Origin of the sequence: Domibacillus antri (assembly GCF_001936625.1) — a bacterium.
Classification (GTDB): domain Bacteria; phylum Bacillota; class Bacilli; order Bacillales; family Domibacillaceae; genus Domibacillus; species Domibacillus antri.
Map to the genome: position 1 here is coordinate 32366 of NZ_MSDU01000027.1, position 15941 is coordinate 48306.

Below are 15941 nucleotides of genomic sequence, written 5' to 3' on the forward strand. Positions count from 1 at the left end.
TCCGGCAACCGTTTCCGGGACAATTTGCGCCGTGAACAAACAAAAACCCGCATTATGCGAGTTTTTTTGCTTCTATATACAGGATGTGATGACCATCCATTTCCAAAATTTCAAACAGCCACTGATCTATTTCTATCACATCATGCACTTTCGTATCAATGTTCTTTGTTAAAAACCATCCGCCGATCGTGTCAACATCTTCATCATTCAAATTCGTTCCGAGAAGATCGTTCACCTCGCTGATCAGTACTTTGGAGTTAAATAAATAATGTCCATCTTTCACTTTGCGCACTTCGGCAATTTCATCTGCATCAAATTCATCACGAATCTCTCCGACAATTTCCTCTAAAATATCTTCAACCGTAACGAGGCCGGATGTGCCGCCGTATTCATCAATCAAAATCGCCATATGTGTCCGTTCTTTTTGCATTTTCACAAGCAAATCGTGAATAAGGATGTTTTCAAATACACGGATAACAGGTTTTATAAACTGACGGAGCGGTTCCATGTCCGGAAGCCGTTCTTCTCTCACAGCAGCCGTTAAAATCTCCTTAAAGTTTACCATCCCGATGACGTTATCTTTGTCGCCGTCAATGACCGGATAGCGCGTATATTTTTCTTCCTTAATCACCGAAAATACATCCGCCCTCGCATCTTCAATCGAGAGACTGACCATTTCCGTCCGCGGCACCATAATTTCTTTTGCAGTCCGCTCATCAAATTCAAAAATATTGTTGACATATTTCAACTCATTTTGATTAATTTCGCCGCTCTTGTAGCTTTCTGATAACAGCAGCCGCCACTCTTCCTCCGTGTGAACGACATCGTGTTCAGATGCCGGCTTCAGCCCAAACAGGCCGACAAAAACACGGGCCGAACCATTTAACAGCCAAATGAATGGATACATCATGCGATAAAACCAGATTAACGGAACCGCGAGCGCCAAGGTCACTTCTTCCGCTTTTTGAATCGCAACGGTTTTAGGCGCCAATTCACCGACGACCACATGTAAAAACGTGACGAGGGAAAAGGCGATCGCAAACGACAAAACAGCCGCCAGGGAGGAAGCCAGTTCAAATCGTTCAAACAGCGGATGTAGCAGCCGTTCCACAGTCGGCTCTCCAAGCCAGCCAAGCCCAAGAGCGGTAATGGTAATCCCAAGCTGACAGGCCGATAAATATTCGTCGAGGTGCGTTGTCACGCGCTCCACAGCCGATGCCCCCGGTTTTCCTTCTGCGACAAGCTGATCCACTCGCGATGAACGTAATTTTACAATGGCAAATTCCGCCGCCACAAAAAAAGCTGTCAGCGCAATTAATAAGACAATACCGAGTAAATTGATGATCTCCAATGGCCAGCTCCGATTAAACGGAGCAAACACCTCCTATATGTAGAAATAAACAGGCTTTTTTTCTTATCATACCACGTTCGTTTTCCATTTAACACAAAGTCCGGCTCAGCACATGCTGAACCGGACGGTTAATAAAGTTCATCTACGGTGACAAGTTCGTATCCTTGCTTTTGAAGATAGATAATCACTTCTTCAAGCGCATCGGCCGTTGTTTTATGAATATCATGCATTAATATAACAGAGCCGTTTCGTACATTCTGTTTGACGATCTCCGTAATGGCTTTTGGGTCACGGTTTTTCCAGTCTAGTGTATCCACTGACCAGAGAACCGGCGATGTACCAATGATTTGATTGACACGTTCGTTTGTCGCCCCATAAGGCGGGCGGACGGATAAAGGCGAAACACCGGCCGCTGTTTCAACTGCCGCAGTTGTCCTGTCAAGTTCCATTTTGATCTCTTCCGGTGACAATTTCGTAAAATCTTTATGGCTCCACGAATGGCTGCCAATTTCATGTCCTTCGAGTACCATTCGTTCGACCAGATCCGGATAAAAGTCAACGCGGCTGCCGAGCACATAAAATGTTGCTCTTACATTATATTTTTTCAGGACGTTTAAAATAGCGGCTGTACTGTCCGGATTCGGTCCATCATCAAAAGTCAGGGCAGCTTTTTTCTTTTGGCCGCTGCTTGATGCCTCAGCTGTTTCCGGTGCTTGTGGCTTCTCTTTTGTCACATTCGATGCAAAACGCTCCCGCCATTCTTTTTTCATATAAGGCGATATTTTTTTAAGCGGCAGCCTTACTTGTTTTGTCTGGCCATGAGGAAACGCAAATATCACATTATTTTCTTCTATATACACGTTTGAAAGGGCCTGTTCTCCCATAAAATGTTGGGCTATTTGTTCATTTTCACTTTCCTCCTCCGAAAGTGAATCCCATACCGGCTTTTGCAAAGCACGGGCCGCTTTGTCGGGATTGATAAACAACTCGCGCCCGGAGACAAACCTTTTCGACGCCGCATCAGCCATCACTGTATCCTGTGTAACGCTGTTTTCTCCGGTTCCCGTATATGTATCGGTCATGAACGTAATGCAATAAAACCCTTCACCCGCCGGGATAAGTCGAAACGTGAGTGAAAACGATGCCGGCTGTTGTGACAATGCTTCTGTGCCGATGGAGTCCAACTCCGCAAAAAACTGTGTTTCTTTTGTCCGTACATACCGTTCAATTTGCTCATCTAATTCCGCTTCGGAAAAAACCGGATAATGAACAGCCATATTATAGAGCGCTTCTTCTGCCACTCTTGTTTTAATGTCTACACCATTATACTTTGATTTTTTTACATCCGTCGCCCATACAATCGTCTGATCATCCTTGTTCACCGCAGTCACCATCAAATTGACCGCAAGAACAAGGATAAACATGGTCAGACTAGCAAGCACAGCAAAAACCATTTTTCTCTGCTTCATGTTGTATCCCCTGCTAATAAGCATATATATTGGTGGTTACTTCCATTTATTAAGTGTAATCAAACATGAAGAAGAGCACAACCCTTTTTATAAAAATAATGTTACATTTTGGACATTAATTCCCCGAAAATACGAAAAGCGTCCTTTTTTGTAAAAGGTCTTGTTCCAGTGAGACGGCCGATTTCAAATGCCCATGGAACCTCCAGTCCGTTTGGAAGCGGCTCGTTGAATACGACAGCGGAATTTGCATGTTTTACAAGTTCCCCTTTGTCTAAAATAATAAATTCCTCCGCCCACTCATATGCAAAATCAACATGGTGTGTGGAGACAATAACCGATTTACCCCTGCTGTGAAAATCATTGATCAATGCAATAAGCTTTTTTACGTTAGCCGGGTCCAGTCCAGCTTCCGGTTCATCCAAAATAAACACGTCCGGATTCATCGCGGCTACACCCGCAATCGCCGCACGCTTTTTTTCCCCCATGCTGAGCGCGTGCGGCGGTTTATGGCGAAGCGGTAAAATTCCGCACTTATCCATGGCATCCTGTGCAGCTTTTTTCGCCTCGTTCATCGACCATCCGAGCTGAAGCGGCCCGTACATGACGTCTTCCTCTACGGACGGTGCAAACAGCTGCATATCCGGATTTTGCATGACAAAGCCGATTTTTTTCCGCCATTCCCGCAGCTGCTTCTTTTTGTAGGTGAGCAGCTCTTTATTCATGAAAATCGTGCCTTCATCCGGTTTCATTAAACCGGTTAAATGATGAAAAAGGGTCGATTTTCCAGAGCCGCTCGCACCAAGAAGCGCTATTTTGACGCCTGCTTGGATGGTTAAATCAATTCTTTTCAACGCTTCCGTACCATCCGGATACGAAGAGTGGATGTTTTTTAGTTCAATCATTCTTTTTCCTCCAAAACGATTGCCACTCAGCCGCTGCGATATAGTCAAGACCGCCCCGCATATCCACGGCGTGCTGACGCTCATTCATTTCCATTAAAGTCTGGGTAAAAATATGGACAGCGGTTCTTGCAGCCATTTGAACACCGGGACGGCCCGAACGAAGTGTCTGAGCGATGATCACCTCGTTCTTTTTTTCCCAGAGCTGAAAAATAAACCGGTACACAAGTGCCAGAATGTCGATAAAGAGTGCAGGCAGTTTGCATGCTTTCATGAGCCAGATGATTTGTGTAAAAGGTGTCGTTAAAATAAACGCATAAAGAGAAGCAGCACCGGCAAATGCCGCACATGCCGTCGTGACTGCTTTATCAATGGAATAGCTGTCAGCATAAACAGACAGCCAGCCGGCAAATGAGAAAGCAATCGGCAAAACGCCGGCCAAAATAAAGGCGGCCGGCGCTAATAAAAGACGAATATATAAAAAAGGCGATACACCGCCTAAAAAAGCAAATAACGAGGCCGCTATCACCGTAAAAAAAGCCGCTTCCGGTTCTCTCCATATGATTGAAAGAAAAAGCAGCGGCAGACAAACAGCTGCTTTTTCAGCAGGGTGAATGCGGGCAAACCGGCTATTATACGCTGTGCGGTCAATGACGTTCATGACTTATCCCTTTTCGACCGCGCACGAACGGTTCCGATCACATATCCGATCACGCCCGCTCCAATGGCCGCCTGCAAGGAAAACAGAAGACTTTCTGTTTCGCCGCCGGGCGGTTCAAAAATAGGAGCTGCCCACGGTTTATAGTCTGTTTGAATCGCGGTAATTTTCTCTTCAGCAAGGCCGTCCGCTCCACCAAATTCGCTATCCTGCCACATAAACAGCGGAATGATGGCAATCGCCGCAGCTAAAAGAATTAATGACAAATTTTTCATGAAAAATTCACTCCTTTTAGCGATGTGCGGTGCTTTTCAAGCCAGTTCACTGCAACCGCAGTTAATAACCCTTCACAAAAGGCCAGCGAAACTTGAGTTACCGCAAAAATGCCGGCAAATTCGAGAAACGATGCATAAATTCCTCCCGTTTCAGATGGAAACGCGAGCGCCAGCTGAAGCGATGTGACCGTGTATGTGACAATGTTGGCTGCAAATGCGGTAAAAAACGCGTTTACACCCGGCTTGACCCCCGCTTTTTTCAATAAACGGTACACCGCATACGCCGCAAATGGACCGGCAACCGCCATGGAAAAAGCGTTGGCGCCAAGCGTTGTAATACCGCCATGTGCCAGCAGCAATGCCTGAAACAACAATACAATGGTACCGAGCACCGTCATCGCGGCGGGACCGAATAACATCGTTCCAAGCGCCGTTCCGACCGGATGTGAACTGCTGCCGGTCACAGATGGAATTTTCAATGCGGATAAAACGAAGGCAAATGCGCCGGCAAAGCCGATCATAAGCTTTGCTTCCGGATTTTCATCAACAGCCTTTTTTAATGTTTTGAATCCCCATATAATGAATGGAATGGTCACAATCCACCAGAAAACAGTCCACCAGACCGGCAAAAAACCTTCCATGATGTGCATCGCTGCAGGTTCGGTGAAGGAATTAATCCAGAAAAAGACAGAAAGCGAAAAAATAAGGATGATTTTATTCAAACTGTCACCTCTTTTTGTTTAAATAAGCGGGCAGCTTCAACGAATGCGGCCGCAAATTCTGTATTGGACGGAAAATAAAAGTGCGCGTAGCCAGTCACGGCATTATGGGCAATACAGCCGTCCGGTTTCGCTCCAAACCGTCCCGCTGATTGAAAAGCCGGAACGACGTTTGAATTTGGCTTGAAGATGGAATAGTGAAATTCATGCCCTTTTACCTGCAGGCCATCCGTCAGCCAAGCGCCGGTAAGCGCCGTCAGTTCACGGTAACCAAGCGCTGCGCGTATCGATTTCATGACTGTGCGGCCCGGAATAACGCTGCACATCGGATAAACGTGATTGTCGACAGTTATGAGTTCTTCTGTTAAAAACATAAAGCCGCCGCATTCAGCGAGTGCCGGCATGCCGGATTCAATGGCCTGTTTAATCGATTTACGGACAGCACACTGCGCAGCGAGTGCCGGCGCAAATTCTTCCGGGAACCCGCCTCCAATATAAAGGGCATCCGCTTCTTCGGGCACACATTCTCCTGCAAGCGGTGAAAAGAAGTGAATGTCTGCGCCTAATGAGCGAAGCACCTCAAAATTTTCTTCATAGTAAAAATGAAAAGCCGCATCTTTGGCGACAGCAATCGTGACAGGGGACCCAAGTTTATGGCTGAAAACAGAAGACTGGGCGGGCGATAGTTCCGCAGCCTGCGCAATGGTTAAAAGCTGATCCAGATCAATTGATTTTTCCGCCGCTTCTGCCAGCGTGTCAAACAACTCATTAAGATCGCCGCGTTCCACAGCCGGTACAAGACCGAGGTGACGTTCCGGCACGCTGACATTTGGCATTTTCGTTAAATGACCGATAACCGGAATGCCGCACTCCTGCATAACAGCCTGCTTGATCATTTTAAAATGACCGTCACTGCCTGTTTTGTTGGCAATAACACCTTTAATGCGCCCCGGGGCCATGGATTGAAATCCTTTGACGACGGCGGCGGCACTTCTCGCTGCTCCGGACGCATCAATGACGAGCAATACCGGCGCATCTAAAATTTGGCCGATGTGTGCGGTACTCCCGTCATCTTTCAACGGATTTTTCCCGTCAAACATGCCCATTACCCCTTCAATAACTGAAATATCCGCATCGATCGACGCACGCTGAAAAACAGCAGTCATCGTATCCGCATCTCCCATCCAACTGTCGAGATTGCGTGACTGACGGCCGCAAATGGCCGTATGATACGTCGGGTCAATGTAGTCTGGCCCGCATTTAAACGGCTGGACAGCAAGCCCGCGCCGTTTTAATGCGCCGAGCAGCGAAAGCGTCACCGTCGTTTTGCCCGAGCCGCTCCCCGTTCCAGCAATGACTATGCGTTTTGTCATCTTACAGGGTCCCCCTTATACACCGCGACAGAAATCGTCACGTTGCCGCTTTTTTGCTTAGGCAGAACGACTTCACCGCCGTTTGATGCAAGATAAGCGGCCGGCTCACTCACACCGTATGCACCGGTAAATTTATAGACCGTGTCCGATTTTTCGCTCATTGGCGCCTCATTCAATTGTTCCGGTGTGTACGTGACAAATGGCCAGCCATTTTGCTCTGCCATTTCTAAAATACCTGCTTCATCCTTTTTCAACTCAATGGACGCGAGTGTTTTCACACTGCTTTTTGAAAATGATAACGTATCAAGCACTTCATGAATGACCGCTTCTATTTCCGCTTTCTCCGTCCCGCGGTTGCATCCGATGCCGATCACAATCGACTTCGGGCGGTAGACAACAGGATAGCGAAGGGATGTTAATTCCTCTTCTGTCAATAGCCGGTGCGTGACGACCAGTGCCGCGTTATGAGCCGTGCGAATCGCTTCTTCAACGGATGAAACGGTGCCGATGTGAGCCGGCATCTTTCTCTCGTGCTTCCACCAATTTTTTTCGCCCGATTCCTGCACAACCAGTACTGGTTCTTCATTTACGACTGCCGCTGCCGCCTGTGTTAAATACCGGTCATATTCAAATTTCCAGCCAAATTCCCGGCCGAACATATCAACAGGGATTGTTTTTTGCACGTCCGATGCGGTTGTAATAACTGGACGCGCTCCTGTCAATGCCGCAACCTTGTGTGTCAGCTCATTGGCCCCGCCAATATGGCCAGACAGGACGCTGATCGCATGTTCGGCCCGGTCATCAAGTACAACAACAGCCGGATCGGTTTTTTTATCCTTTAAAATCGGCGCAATCATCCGCACGACGGCACCAAGTGAAATAATGAGCACGATACCGTCGTATTTTTGAAAAAGTTCAGGCAAAATAAGGCGGACCGATCCTTCAAACAGTGTAATTCCTTTTTCAGCTTCATCACCATGTTCAAATTTAGACATGTAATACAGATCCGCATCTGAAATAGACGCTGCTAGTTTCCGGCCCGTTTCCGTTCCATGTTTTGTAATGGACACAATCGCGGTCTTCATTGTGAAACGCCTTTCCGGTAGCCATGCGTAAATGTTTTATCGTACAGCTTCGAACGATGGCCTGATTGGCCGATTTCCGGATCGAGTGCTTTGCCCGCTAAAATCATCGCCTGCTTGCGGATTCCGTTTTCGCGCATGGCCGTATCAAGCTCCGAGATCGTTGTGCGGACGATTTTTTCATCCGGCCATGTTGCACGATATACAACAGCAACCGGGGTATCTTCTGACCAGCCTGCTTCCACAAGCTCACGCGTCACTTTTTTTGTCAGTGTCGCACTTAAGAAAAAAGCGATCGTGCATTCATGTTTCGCGAGATCTTTCAGCTGTTCTTTTTCCGGCACCGGTGTACGGCCTTCCGCACGTGTTAAAATAACGGTCTGGGTCACATCTGGAATTGTTAATTCGGCACCCGCTGCAGCAGCAGCGGCAAAAACAGAGCTGACTCCAGGCACGATCTCCGCTTCAATGCCTTCTTCCTGCAAGAGTGCGATTTGTTCAATGATAGCACCGTAAATAGCCGGGTCACCCGTATGAAGACGGACGACTTTTTTGCCCGCTTTCACATATTCCGTCATGGTGCTGACCATTTCTTCTAAATGCATGCCCGCTGTTTTGAGCACGACCGCACCCGGTTTGCAGCCGTTCATCAGCTCTTCATTGACGAGTGAATCCGCATATAAAATGACATCTGCTTCCTGGACTAATTTCAAGCCCCGCACCGTAATTAAATCCGGCGCCCCCGGTCCTGCTCCGACAATGTACATTTTCATTTCTTTTTCACCACCATCAGCGTTAAATAATTTGGTTCCGCCCGTTCAAATTCATCCAATGTCCAGATGACTTCCTCACTTGACGTTACTTTCGTGACCGCATGTGCGTACTGCTCAAGACCGAGTTCACGAATCACACTGGAGATCAGCGGCGCCACTTTCGCCACTTTTAAGAAAATGACACAGTCATGCTGTTCAATCGCCTTTTTTAATGCCTCACGGTCATCGGTTGCCGGAATAATGGCAACGTGTTCGTCGCCGTCCGCGAGCGGGATGTTCAGCCTTGAAGCCGCTCCGTTTACAGAGGAAATACCAGGAATGACTTCTGTTTTTACATCCGGCATTTTTTTCAGCAGCACATTTTTCATATGAATAAACGTGCTGTACAACATTGGATCGCCTTCTGTGACAAATGCGACGTTGTGGCCGGCTTCCAGTTTTTCCGCAACGGCATCCGCGGCCTTATTCCATTCACGATCTAAAATGACCGGATCTTTCGTCATCGGAAAGACAAGACCAAGCATCTCTTTTTCCGATGGGTCGATATACGCGTCAATGATTTGTCTTGCATAGCTTTTTTCTCCGGAGCGCTTTTTTGGAAAAGCGATCACTTTGCTCTCGGAAAGAATGCGAAATGCTTTTACAGTCAACAGTTCCGGGTCGCCCGGTCCTGCTCCAATTCCATATAAAATACCTGTCATGATTGTTCCTCTTTTCTCGTTCCACAAATAATGTAGACGGGATTTTGCGCCTCAAAGCGCGTCATATTTAAAATCGGTTTCGAAAGGGACACTTGCGCAAGCGCAATATCCACATCAAATTCCGCTTCTTTTAACAGCTGATACGCTTTTGACATGTTTTCAATCGTCACGGCATTGAGCACCATCGTGCCGCCCGGTTTTAAACGATCCGCACACGTTTGAATGAGCTTGTCCATGTTGCCGGCCGTCCCCCCCATAAAGACGCAGTCCGGGTCCGGAAAGTCAGCCAATCCATCTGGTGCTTTCGCATGAACAAGGGTGACATCTGTCCGAAACTTTTTAAAATTCGCACGGGCATTGGCAAGATCCGGTTCATTTTTTTCCACTGCAAAAACAGCGCCATCCCGAGCGATTTTCGCTGCTTCAATGGCGATCGATCCGGTGCATGTACCAATGTCCCATACAACGCTGTCACGTTTAATGTTCATCCGGCCAATGGTCAGAATGCGGATATCCCGTTTCGTAATAAGTCCCTTATCCGGCTTGCGCTGATCAAATTCATCATCAGGAATGCCTGTTGCCCACTTTTTGGACGGGCGGTTCTTTTTCAAAATGACGACATTCAAAGATGAAAATGACGCTTCCGCCATTTCATCAAGGGTAAAATGACGGCATCTCTCATCCGATGCGGCGATATTTTCCGCCACAAATGCGTCGTATTCCGTCATGTCAAAATCGAGCATGTAACGGGCAATCGTATCCGGTGAGTTCGTTTCATCCGTTAACAGCGCCACTTTTTCTTCCCCGTCTATTTTTTGCGCCAGACCTGTCATCGGCCGTCCGTGCACGCTAATGATTTTCGCGTTTTGCCACGATTCATTCATGCGGGCAAAAGCCAGCTGTACACTTGATGGCTGCGGCTCAATGACCGCACTCATCTCGCCGGATAAATAAGCGCCGATTCCGTAAAAAAGCGGATCGCCCGATGCGAGCACGACTGCCTGGCCCGTTTCTTTTTTTAACCGTTCTTTTAACTCGCGCAAATTGCCTTTAATCGCAAATGTTTCTCCTTGAAACTCCGGAAAATACGACAACTGCCGCTCGCCCCCGGCTAAAAAATCGCTTTGCTTAATCACTTCGATCTGGCGCGGGTGCAGGCCCGCTGCCCCGTCCGCGCCGATGCCCATAATATGTAGGTTACTCACTGTATTCCGCCTTTCCGAGCAGAGGACCTTTCATCGCAAACAGCAAAGTATCGACGACAAGTCCCCCGCGTACTTCACGTACCGCGTTTTCCGAGCAGTTTCGGCAAAAAATGGTGAAAAAATCAGGATAACCGGCCATGATATCTGCTGCATGAGTCGCCGTATTTGCCTCTCTTACTGCCTCTATTTCCGCTTCCGCTGCCCCTGCTTCTTTTGCCATGTCCGCTAAAAAGTTCATATCGACCGGTGCGCTTTTCGAGTGAACCATCATGACGCCCTGCGCCACTTTTGAAAATTTCCCGGGCATACCGGCAAGTGTCACTTTTTCAATGCCAAGCCGCTTGCAGTGCTTTAACGTAAAACCGACAAAGTCACCCATTTCAATAAAGGCCTCCTCCGGCAAATGCGATAGATGCTGCATCGCAAATTTTTCACTCCGTCCGCCTGTTGTGGCAGCGACATGCTTGCATCCCGAAGCAACGGCCACTTCAATCGCTTTGACAATGCTTGCCCGAAACGCTGACGTCGAAAACGGACGAACGATTCCGCTTGTCCCTAAAATGGATAATCCGCCTATAATGCCGAGCCGGGCATTCAACGTTTTTTCCGCCAGTTCTTCTCCTCCTGGAATCGAAATGACGACGGATACCCCTCGGCCGGCTCCATTTTCAAGAAGCAGTGCATTCACCGCCTCTGTTATCATCCGGCGCGGCACCGGATTAATGGCCGCTTCTCCCGGTTCCACATCAAGTCCCGGTTTCGTTGCGCGGCCGACCCCTTCTCCGCCGTCCAGATGAATACCCAGTTCATCCGTCCATGCCACCTCTGCACAAATGACCGCACCGTGCGTCACATCCGGATCGTCGCCGGCATCTTTTTTTATGCCCGCTTTCACACTATTCTCTTTCCTTTCGACAAACTCCGGAGAAAAGACGGCCCATTGTTTGGCCGGCAAATAAATCGACACCGATTCCGGACTGGTACCGGTAATCAGTGTCTGTAGTGCCAGCTTGGCGGCCGCTGTTGCGCACGCGCCGGTTGTGTAGCCGGTACGGAGCGGTTTGTCAGGTACAGGCTTCATTTTACAGCCAGCAGCGACAATGCATTCAGTGCTGCAACCGTGACCGTACTGCCGCCTTTACGGCCGATATTCGTAATAAAAGGAATATCAAGTTTCGCCAATTCTTCTTTTGACTCAGCAGCCGAAACAAATCCAACCGGCATGCCGATAATTAAATCCGGTTTAGCAAGTCCTTCTTTTGCCAGACGGATAATTTCCAAAAGGGCCGTCGGTGCATTTCCGATTGCATAAATGCCGCCATCGCCAAGTCCAGCTGCTTTCCGCATAGACACAATCGCCCGTGTTAAGCCAAGTTCTTTCGCTTCTTTCATGACATCATCATCTGATATATACACGTTAACAGAGCCGCCAAACTGCTCAATGCGCGGCTTCGATACACCGGACTGAATCATTTGCACGTCGCAGATGACGCGGGCACCGTTTCGAATCGCACGGATTCCTGATTCAATCGCATCCGGATGAAACAAGACACTCTTTCCGAGCTCAAAATCAGCGGATGCATGAATGACGCGCTGAACAACCGCATATTCTTCCGATGATAAATCGTGCGGACCAAATTCTTCATCAATCATTGAAAAACTTAACGACTCAATTTCCATCGGTTTGACTGTTTCCGGCACAAACGCTGTTTTAAAATCCATTTATTTTTCCTCCAGACGGGTTAATGTATCGATTACTTCCTCAAATGTTTCGCATTGATTCGGATATTCAACCGGCGGGCGGGAAATCACGATTGTTTCGATTCCAAGCGAAACGGCCGCTTCGATCTTTTCAGCGACTGCTCCGATCGCCCCGCTTTCTTTCATAACGGTCGTGGTCACCTTGTAATGACGGTATAAAGCCAGATCAAGATCTTTCGTAAACGGCCCCTGCATCGCAACGATATTTTTTTGTGCGACCCCGAGCGCCGCGCATTTTTCCATGTTATCAAGACGCGGCAGCATGCGCGCAATCAGCCGGATATCTTCGCGCGGCAGCAGTTTTTCTGTGAACACCTGCAATGTTTTGCTTCCGGTTGTCAGCATCACGACGCCGCCTTTTTCCGCTGCGGCGTCCGCCGCCTGCTCATACGTATCGACACGGGTGACAAGCGGATGCTCATCGATATCCGTTCCGGCGCGCTCATAGCGGATGTACGGCAGCCCTGCTTTATTGGCTGCTTCAATCGCATTTTTCGACGCTTCTTCTGCAAACGGATGGCTGGCATCAATGACAGCCGTGTACCCTGTTTCTAACATCGCGGCCATTTCATCTGCCGTTAAGCGGCCGGTTCTGGATTTGATCCGTGCTGATTCAAGTTCTGCCGCCGCATTTTCCGTCACGACCGATGCGGTCACGTGCCGGCCGGTTTTTTGCAGAGTAACGGCCAGTGCACGCGCATCGCTTGTTCCGGCTAAAAGAAAAATCATCGAACCGCCTCTTCCTCATGATGATGGTCATGGTCATGATCGTGGTGATGATGATCATGGCCGTCGTGATCATGATGATGGTGGTGATGGTGGTGTTCACCCGCTTCGAAGCGATATTGACACGTATCACAGTTCATGGCAACGGACTCACCGAGCGCTTCATCCATCCGGTCCGCAATAATCGTTTTCAGCTTTGGATGGAAGCCGAAATAATCCGCTAATGTAAATTCGATGTGAGGATATTGTGTGTTAAATGTGACAATATCTTCTTCAATTCTTTTAATAAGCACACCTGTAAATAAAAAGTACGGCAATATCGTAATCTTTTTCACACCAAGTTTATTTGCTTTTTCAACCGCCTGTGGAAGTGACGGCTTCGTTACACCGTAAAAAGCCGGCTCAACGGTTTCAAAGGAGGTTTTTTCCCACAAAATGCGGGCAATTTTGCATAAATCACTGTTCGCATCCGCATCACTTCCACCGCGTCCAAGCAAAATGACCGCATCATCTTCCGCTGCTTCATCCGGGTTCACCCCGGCATCCTGCAGGCGGTCACGCAAAATCACCGATGTTTCGTAATGAATGCCGATCGGTTTTCCGTATGTAAAGGCAACATCAGGATACTGCGCTTTCGCCGCATCAATGGCAGCCGGAATATGAATCTTCGAATGACCGGCAGGCAATAACATGAGCGGAATAAGCGCGATTGATGTCGCCCCTTTTTCCACACAGTTTTGGATGCCTTTTTCAATACCCGGACGCGCAAATTCCAAAAAGCACGTTTCGTATAGGACTAATGGATTCAATTCAGGCAAAAACTCCTTCACAAACTGTAAAATTTGCTCATTTCCTTCCGGGTCTCTGCTTCCGTGTCCGACAAATAGTACTGCTTTCATTTTTTCTCCCCCTTATTCACCGCACGGCATCGGTTCAACGTCCGGCACCGGTGTTTCTCTATGCTCAAACCCTTCGACCACTCCAACCCGCTTAAAGTATTTGAAAAATCGTTCATTCGGATGGCCTGACTCTTTGTATTCTTCAACAATGCGCGTCAGCATCGGCACGACTTTATCCGGCGCGATGCCTTCTGCCACATAAACGCCCGGATGCGCGGTCCGGCTGACGACTTTTGCACCTAAAAACAAATCAAATGCGCCTTTCCGGTACACAATGCCGATATCTTCATTAACCGCTCCATAGCAGGCCATTCCGCAGCCATTCACACCGATGCGCAATTCTTTTGGCACACTCATGCCGCCGAGATCCTCCCGCAGCTGCTCTGTATAAGGAATCGCATCGCTTTTTTCGCCGTTACAGAAATCACATGCTTTAATCGTCACAACATCACCGACCGGTGCAAGATCAAGCCCAGCTTCACGTAATTTGTTAATGATTGGCGCCGGATCGCTTACTTCTGTCTTCAGGATCACGTAATGGTGCGGCGTATATTCAATGGTGCCTTGTTCACCTGCTGCTTCTGACAAAGCGATTAACTGCTGCGGAGAAAAGTGCTTATTCACCACTCCCGGACTAACAGCCGCTTCAAAGATCGATTTCACTTCCGGCGGCGCATTTTTTTGTTTTTCAACAGCCGCGAGTGCTTTTAATCCAAGTTCTTGCAACGGCTTCTTTGTTTCGGCCGATTCGGATTGTCCGCCGTGGAGCGCCCAAGGCTCATTTTCCGGACGAAGCCGTTCATGCGGACGAAGCGGCTGATTTTCTTCCGTCAGTGTATATTTGCGTGTGTAGCCCCGCGGTGTAATCATCAGTCCGTCATAAAAGAATGTCGTGGAGTTGCCGATAATAACGGTTGTCAGCATGCCGATGTCGTGATCGAGCATCTCGGACAGCGTAGTCATCGTGACTTCCTCTCGGTCACGGTACGCACTTTTGACAAGGCCGACTGGTGTTTCCGGTGACCGGTATTTTAGTAAAATACGCTGCGCCTCTTCAATCTGCTTTGTGCGGCGGCCGCTTTTCGGGTTGTACAAAGCGATGACAAAGTCAGCGGCGCCGGCTGCATCAATCCGGCGTTCAATCAGTTCCCACGGCGTCAGATGATCGCTCAAGCTGATCGTACAGGCATCATGCATAATAGGTGCACCGAGAAGCGATGCACAGGAATTAATCGCAGAAATGCCCGGAATAATTTCAACTTTAATACCTGTCTTCCGATTCCAGCCCTGTTCAGCGAGTACTTCATAGACGAGGCCGGCCATTCCGTATACCCCCGCGTCGCCGCTTGAGATGACCGAAACGGTTTTGCCGCGTTCTGCCTGTTTCACTGCTGCCTGCGCGCGGCTTACTTCTTCACTCATCCCGGTGCTGATCACTTCTTTTCCTTCGATCAGAGGCGCAACGAGTTCCATGTACGTTTTGTAACCAATGACATAATCACTGTCTTTTAATGCTTTTTTTGCCCGATCGGTTATGTGGTCTTCATGACCAGGTCCAAATCCGACAACATATAATGTTCCCGTCATTTCTTTTCACCTTTTTCTGTTCCTTTAAAACGGTTGTTTAGCAGCTTCATGCCGTCCCCTGAACGTTCATAAGCAATCCATTCTTTCACTGGCTTGCCGTTTTGCAAGTGACTTTCCACCATCTCTTTTGACCGTTCTTCATCCATTTCAAAATACCAGTCCGCTTCCGGATATACAATGACGACACAGCCGTCTTTGCAGCGCCCGTTGCAGCGTGTTCTCGTTGTATGTACTTTTGCATCCAGGTCGAGTTTTGTGATTTCATCCCGAATCGCCTGCGTCACCTCTTCGCCGCCTTTTCTCATGCAAGTCGAGCCATTACAAATTAATACATGACGGTTCATTTCGGTTAAATTCCACGTTGCCAATGCGATCACTCCTTTTTTAAAAATGCAAAAAGCCCCCGCTTCTTCAGTGGAAGCAGGGGCAATAAATCGCAAAAAAAGAGCCAGCAATGCGCATT

17 protein-coding genes are annotated in these 15941 nt (G+C 48.3%); all 17 read right to left on the reverse strand.

Annotation, left to right across the window (positions count from 1 at the left end):
* Positions 1-52: 52 nt before the first annotated feature.
* Positions 53-1351, reverse strand: coding sequence for a hemolysin family protein (locus BTO30_RS12150; RefSeq protein WP_075398993.1), 1299 nt, complete (start codon positions 1349-1351; stop codon positions 53-55).
* Between the two features lie 128 nt (positions 1352-1479).
* Positions 1480-2820 carry a polysaccharide deacetylase family protein gene (locus tag BTO30_RS12155; RefSeq protein WP_075398994.1) on the reverse strand — a complete coding sequence of 447 codons (1341 nt, stop codon included), beginning with the start codon at positions 2818-2820 and terminating at the stop codon, positions 1480-1482.
* A 101-nt stretch (positions 2821-2921) separates the two neighbouring features.
* Positions 2922-3722 (reverse strand): energy-coupling factor ABC transporter ATP-binding protein, encoded by an 801-nt coding sequence (locus tag BTO30_RS12160; protein ID WP_075398995.1) that lies wholly within the window; start codon positions 3720-3722, stop codon positions 2922-2924.
* Positions 3715-4380 carry an energy-coupling factor transporter transmembrane component T family protein gene (locus BTO30_RS12165; protein ID WP_075398996.1) on the reverse strand — a complete coding sequence of 222 codons (666 nt, stop codon included), beginning with the start codon at positions 4378-4380 and terminating at the stop codon, positions 3715-3717. The genes BTO30_RS12160 and BTO30_RS12165 overlap by 8 nt, the downstream gene beginning before the upstream one ends.
* The gene (locus BTO30_RS12170; protein ID WP_075398997.1) at positions 4377-4652 is read right to left on the reverse strand and encodes an energy-coupling factor ABC transporter substrate-binding protein; all 276 of its coding nucleotides are present in this window, start codon (positions 4650-4652) and stop codon (positions 4377-4379) included. The genes BTO30_RS12165 and BTO30_RS12170 overlap by 4 nt, the downstream gene beginning before the upstream one ends.
* Positions 4649-5365, reverse strand: coding sequence for an energy-coupling factor ABC transporter permease (locus BTO30_RS12175; RefSeq protein WP_245796451.1), 717 nt, complete (start codon positions 5363-5365; stop codon positions 4649-4651). Before BTO30_RS12175 ends, BTO30_RS12170 begins: the two co-directional genes overlap by 4 nt.
* A 5-nt stretch (positions 5366-5370) precedes the next feature.
* Positions 5371-6744, reverse strand: coding sequence for a cobyrinic acid a,c-diamide synthase CobB (locus tag BTO30_RS12180; RefSeq protein WP_075398999.1), 1374 nt, complete (start codon positions 6742-6744; stop codon positions 5371-5373).
* The gene (locus BTO30_RS12185) at positions 6741-7829 is read right to left on the reverse strand and encodes a cobalt-precorrin 5A hydrolase (protein ID WP_075399000.1); all 1089 of its coding nucleotides are present in this window, start codon (positions 7827-7829) and stop codon (positions 6741-6743) included. The genes BTO30_RS12180 and BTO30_RS12185 overlap by 4 nt, the downstream gene beginning before the upstream one ends.
* Positions 7826-8599 carry a precorrin-4 C(11)-methyltransferase gene (gene cobM, locus BTO30_RS12190; RefSeq protein ID WP_075399001.1) on the reverse strand — a complete coding sequence of 258 codons (774 nt, stop codon included), beginning with the start codon at positions 8597-8599 and terminating at the stop codon, positions 7826-7828. Before cobM ends, BTO30_RS12185 begins: the two co-directional genes overlap by 4 nt.
* Complete coding sequence (gene cobI, locus BTO30_RS12195) at positions 8596-9300, reverse strand: precorrin-2 C(20)-methyltransferase (RefSeq protein WP_075399002.1); 705 nt, start codon at positions 9298-9300, stop codon at positions 8596-8598. The genes cobM and cobI overlap by 4 nt, the downstream gene beginning before the upstream one ends.
* Positions 9297-10505 carry a precorrin-6y C5,15-methyltransferase (decarboxylating) subunit CbiE gene (cbiE, locus tag BTO30_RS12200; RefSeq protein ID WP_143331964.1) on the reverse strand — a complete coding sequence of 403 codons (1209 nt, stop codon included), beginning with the start codon at positions 10503-10505 and terminating at the stop codon, positions 9297-9299. The genes cobI and cbiE overlap by 4 nt, the downstream gene beginning before the upstream one ends.
* Complete coding sequence (locus tag BTO30_RS12205) at positions 10498-11586, reverse strand: cobalt-precorrin-5B (C(1))-methyltransferase (protein ID WP_075399004.1); 1089 nt, start codon at positions 11584-11586, stop codon at positions 10498-10500. The genes cbiE and BTO30_RS12205 overlap by 8 nt, the downstream gene beginning before the upstream one ends.
* On the reverse strand, positions 11583-12227 hold the full coding sequence (locus BTO30_RS17070; protein WP_075399005.1) for a precorrin-8X methylmutase: 645 nt from the start codon (positions 12225-12227) through the stop codon (positions 11583-11585). The genes BTO30_RS12205 and BTO30_RS17070 overlap by 4 nt, the downstream gene beginning before the upstream one ends.
* Positions 12228-12995 carry a precorrin-6A reductase gene (cobK, locus tag BTO30_RS17075; RefSeq protein ID WP_075399006.1) on the reverse strand — a complete coding sequence of 256 codons (768 nt, stop codon included), beginning with the start codon at positions 12993-12995 and terminating at the stop codon, positions 12228-12230.
* The gene (locus tag BTO30_RS12220) at positions 12992-13891 is read right to left on the reverse strand and encodes a sirohydrochlorin chelatase (protein ID WP_075399007.1); all 900 of its coding nucleotides are present in this window, start codon (positions 13889-13891) and stop codon (positions 12992-12994) included. Before BTO30_RS12220 ends, cobK begins: the two co-directional genes overlap by 4 nt.
* Positions 13892-13903: 12 nt before the next feature.
* On the reverse strand, positions 13904-15478 hold the full coding sequence (cobJ, locus tag BTO30_RS12225; protein WP_075399008.1) for a precorrin-3B C(17)-methyltransferase: 1575 nt from the start codon (positions 15476-15478) through the stop codon (positions 13904-13906).
* A complete protein-coding gene (locus BTO30_RS12230) occupies positions 15475-15846 on the reverse strand; it encodes a (2Fe-2S) ferredoxin domain-containing protein (protein WP_075399031.1) in 372 nt (123 codons plus the stop codon). Before BTO30_RS12230 ends, cobJ begins: the two co-directional genes overlap by 4 nt.
* Between the last annotated feature and the right edge of the window lie 95 nt (positions 15847-15941).

What these genes read in the sequence shown, in the direction of transcription:
- BTO30_RS12155 (WP_075398994.1), bottom strand. Translation starts at nt 2,820, where the DNA reads ATGAAGCAGAGAAAAATGGTTTTTGCTGTGCTTGCTAGTCTGACCATG.
- BTO30_RS12160 (WP_075398995.1), bottom strand. Translation starts at nt 3,722, where the DNA reads ATGATTGAACTAAAAAACATCCACTCTTCGTATCCGGATGGTACGGAA.
- BTO30_RS12165 (WP_075398996.1), bottom strand. Translation starts at nt 4,380, where the DNA reads ATGAACGTCATTGACCGCACAGCGTATAATAGCCGGTTTGCCCGCATT.
- BTO30_RS12170 (WP_075398997.1), bottom strand. Translation starts at nt 4,652, where the DNA reads ATGAAAAATTTGTCATTAATTCTTTTAGCTGCGGCGATTGCCATCATT.
- BTO30_RS12180 (WP_075398999.1), bottom strand. Translation starts at nt 6,744, where the DNA reads ATGACAAAACGCATAGTCATTGCTGGAACGGGGAGCGGCTCGGGCAAA.
- BTO30_RS12185 (WP_075399000.1), bottom strand. Translation starts at nt 7,829, where the DNA reads ATGAAGACCGCGATTGTGTCCATTACAAAACATGGAACGGAAACGGGC.
- cobM (WP_075399001.1), bottom strand. Translation starts at nt 8,599, where the DNA reads ATGAAAATGTACATTGTCGGAGCAGGACCGGGGGCGCCGGATTTAATT.
- cobI (WP_075399002.1), bottom strand. Translation starts at nt 9,300, where the DNA reads ATGACAGGTATTTTATATGGAATTGGAGCAGGACCGGGCGACCCGGAA.
- BTO30_RS12205 (WP_075399004.1), bottom strand. Translation starts at nt 11,586, where the DNA reads ATGAAGCCTGTACCTGACAAACCGCTCCGTACCGGCTACACAACCGGC.
- BTO30_RS17070 (WP_075399005.1), bottom strand. Translation starts at nt 12,227, where the DNA reads ATGGATTTTAAAACAGCGTTTGTGCCGGAAACAGTCAAACCGATGGAA.
- cobK (WP_075399006.1), bottom strand. Translation starts at nt 12,995, where the DNA reads ATGATTTTTCTTTTAGCCGGAACAAGCGATGCGCGTGCACTGGCCGTT.
- BTO30_RS12220 (WP_075399007.1), bottom strand. Translation starts at nt 13,891, where the DNA reads ATGAAAGCAGTACTATTTGTCGGACACGGAAGCAGAGACCCGGAAGGA.
- cobJ (WP_075399008.1), bottom strand. Translation starts at nt 15,478, where the DNA reads ATGACGGGAACATTATATGTTGTCGGATTTGGACCTGGTCATGAAGAC.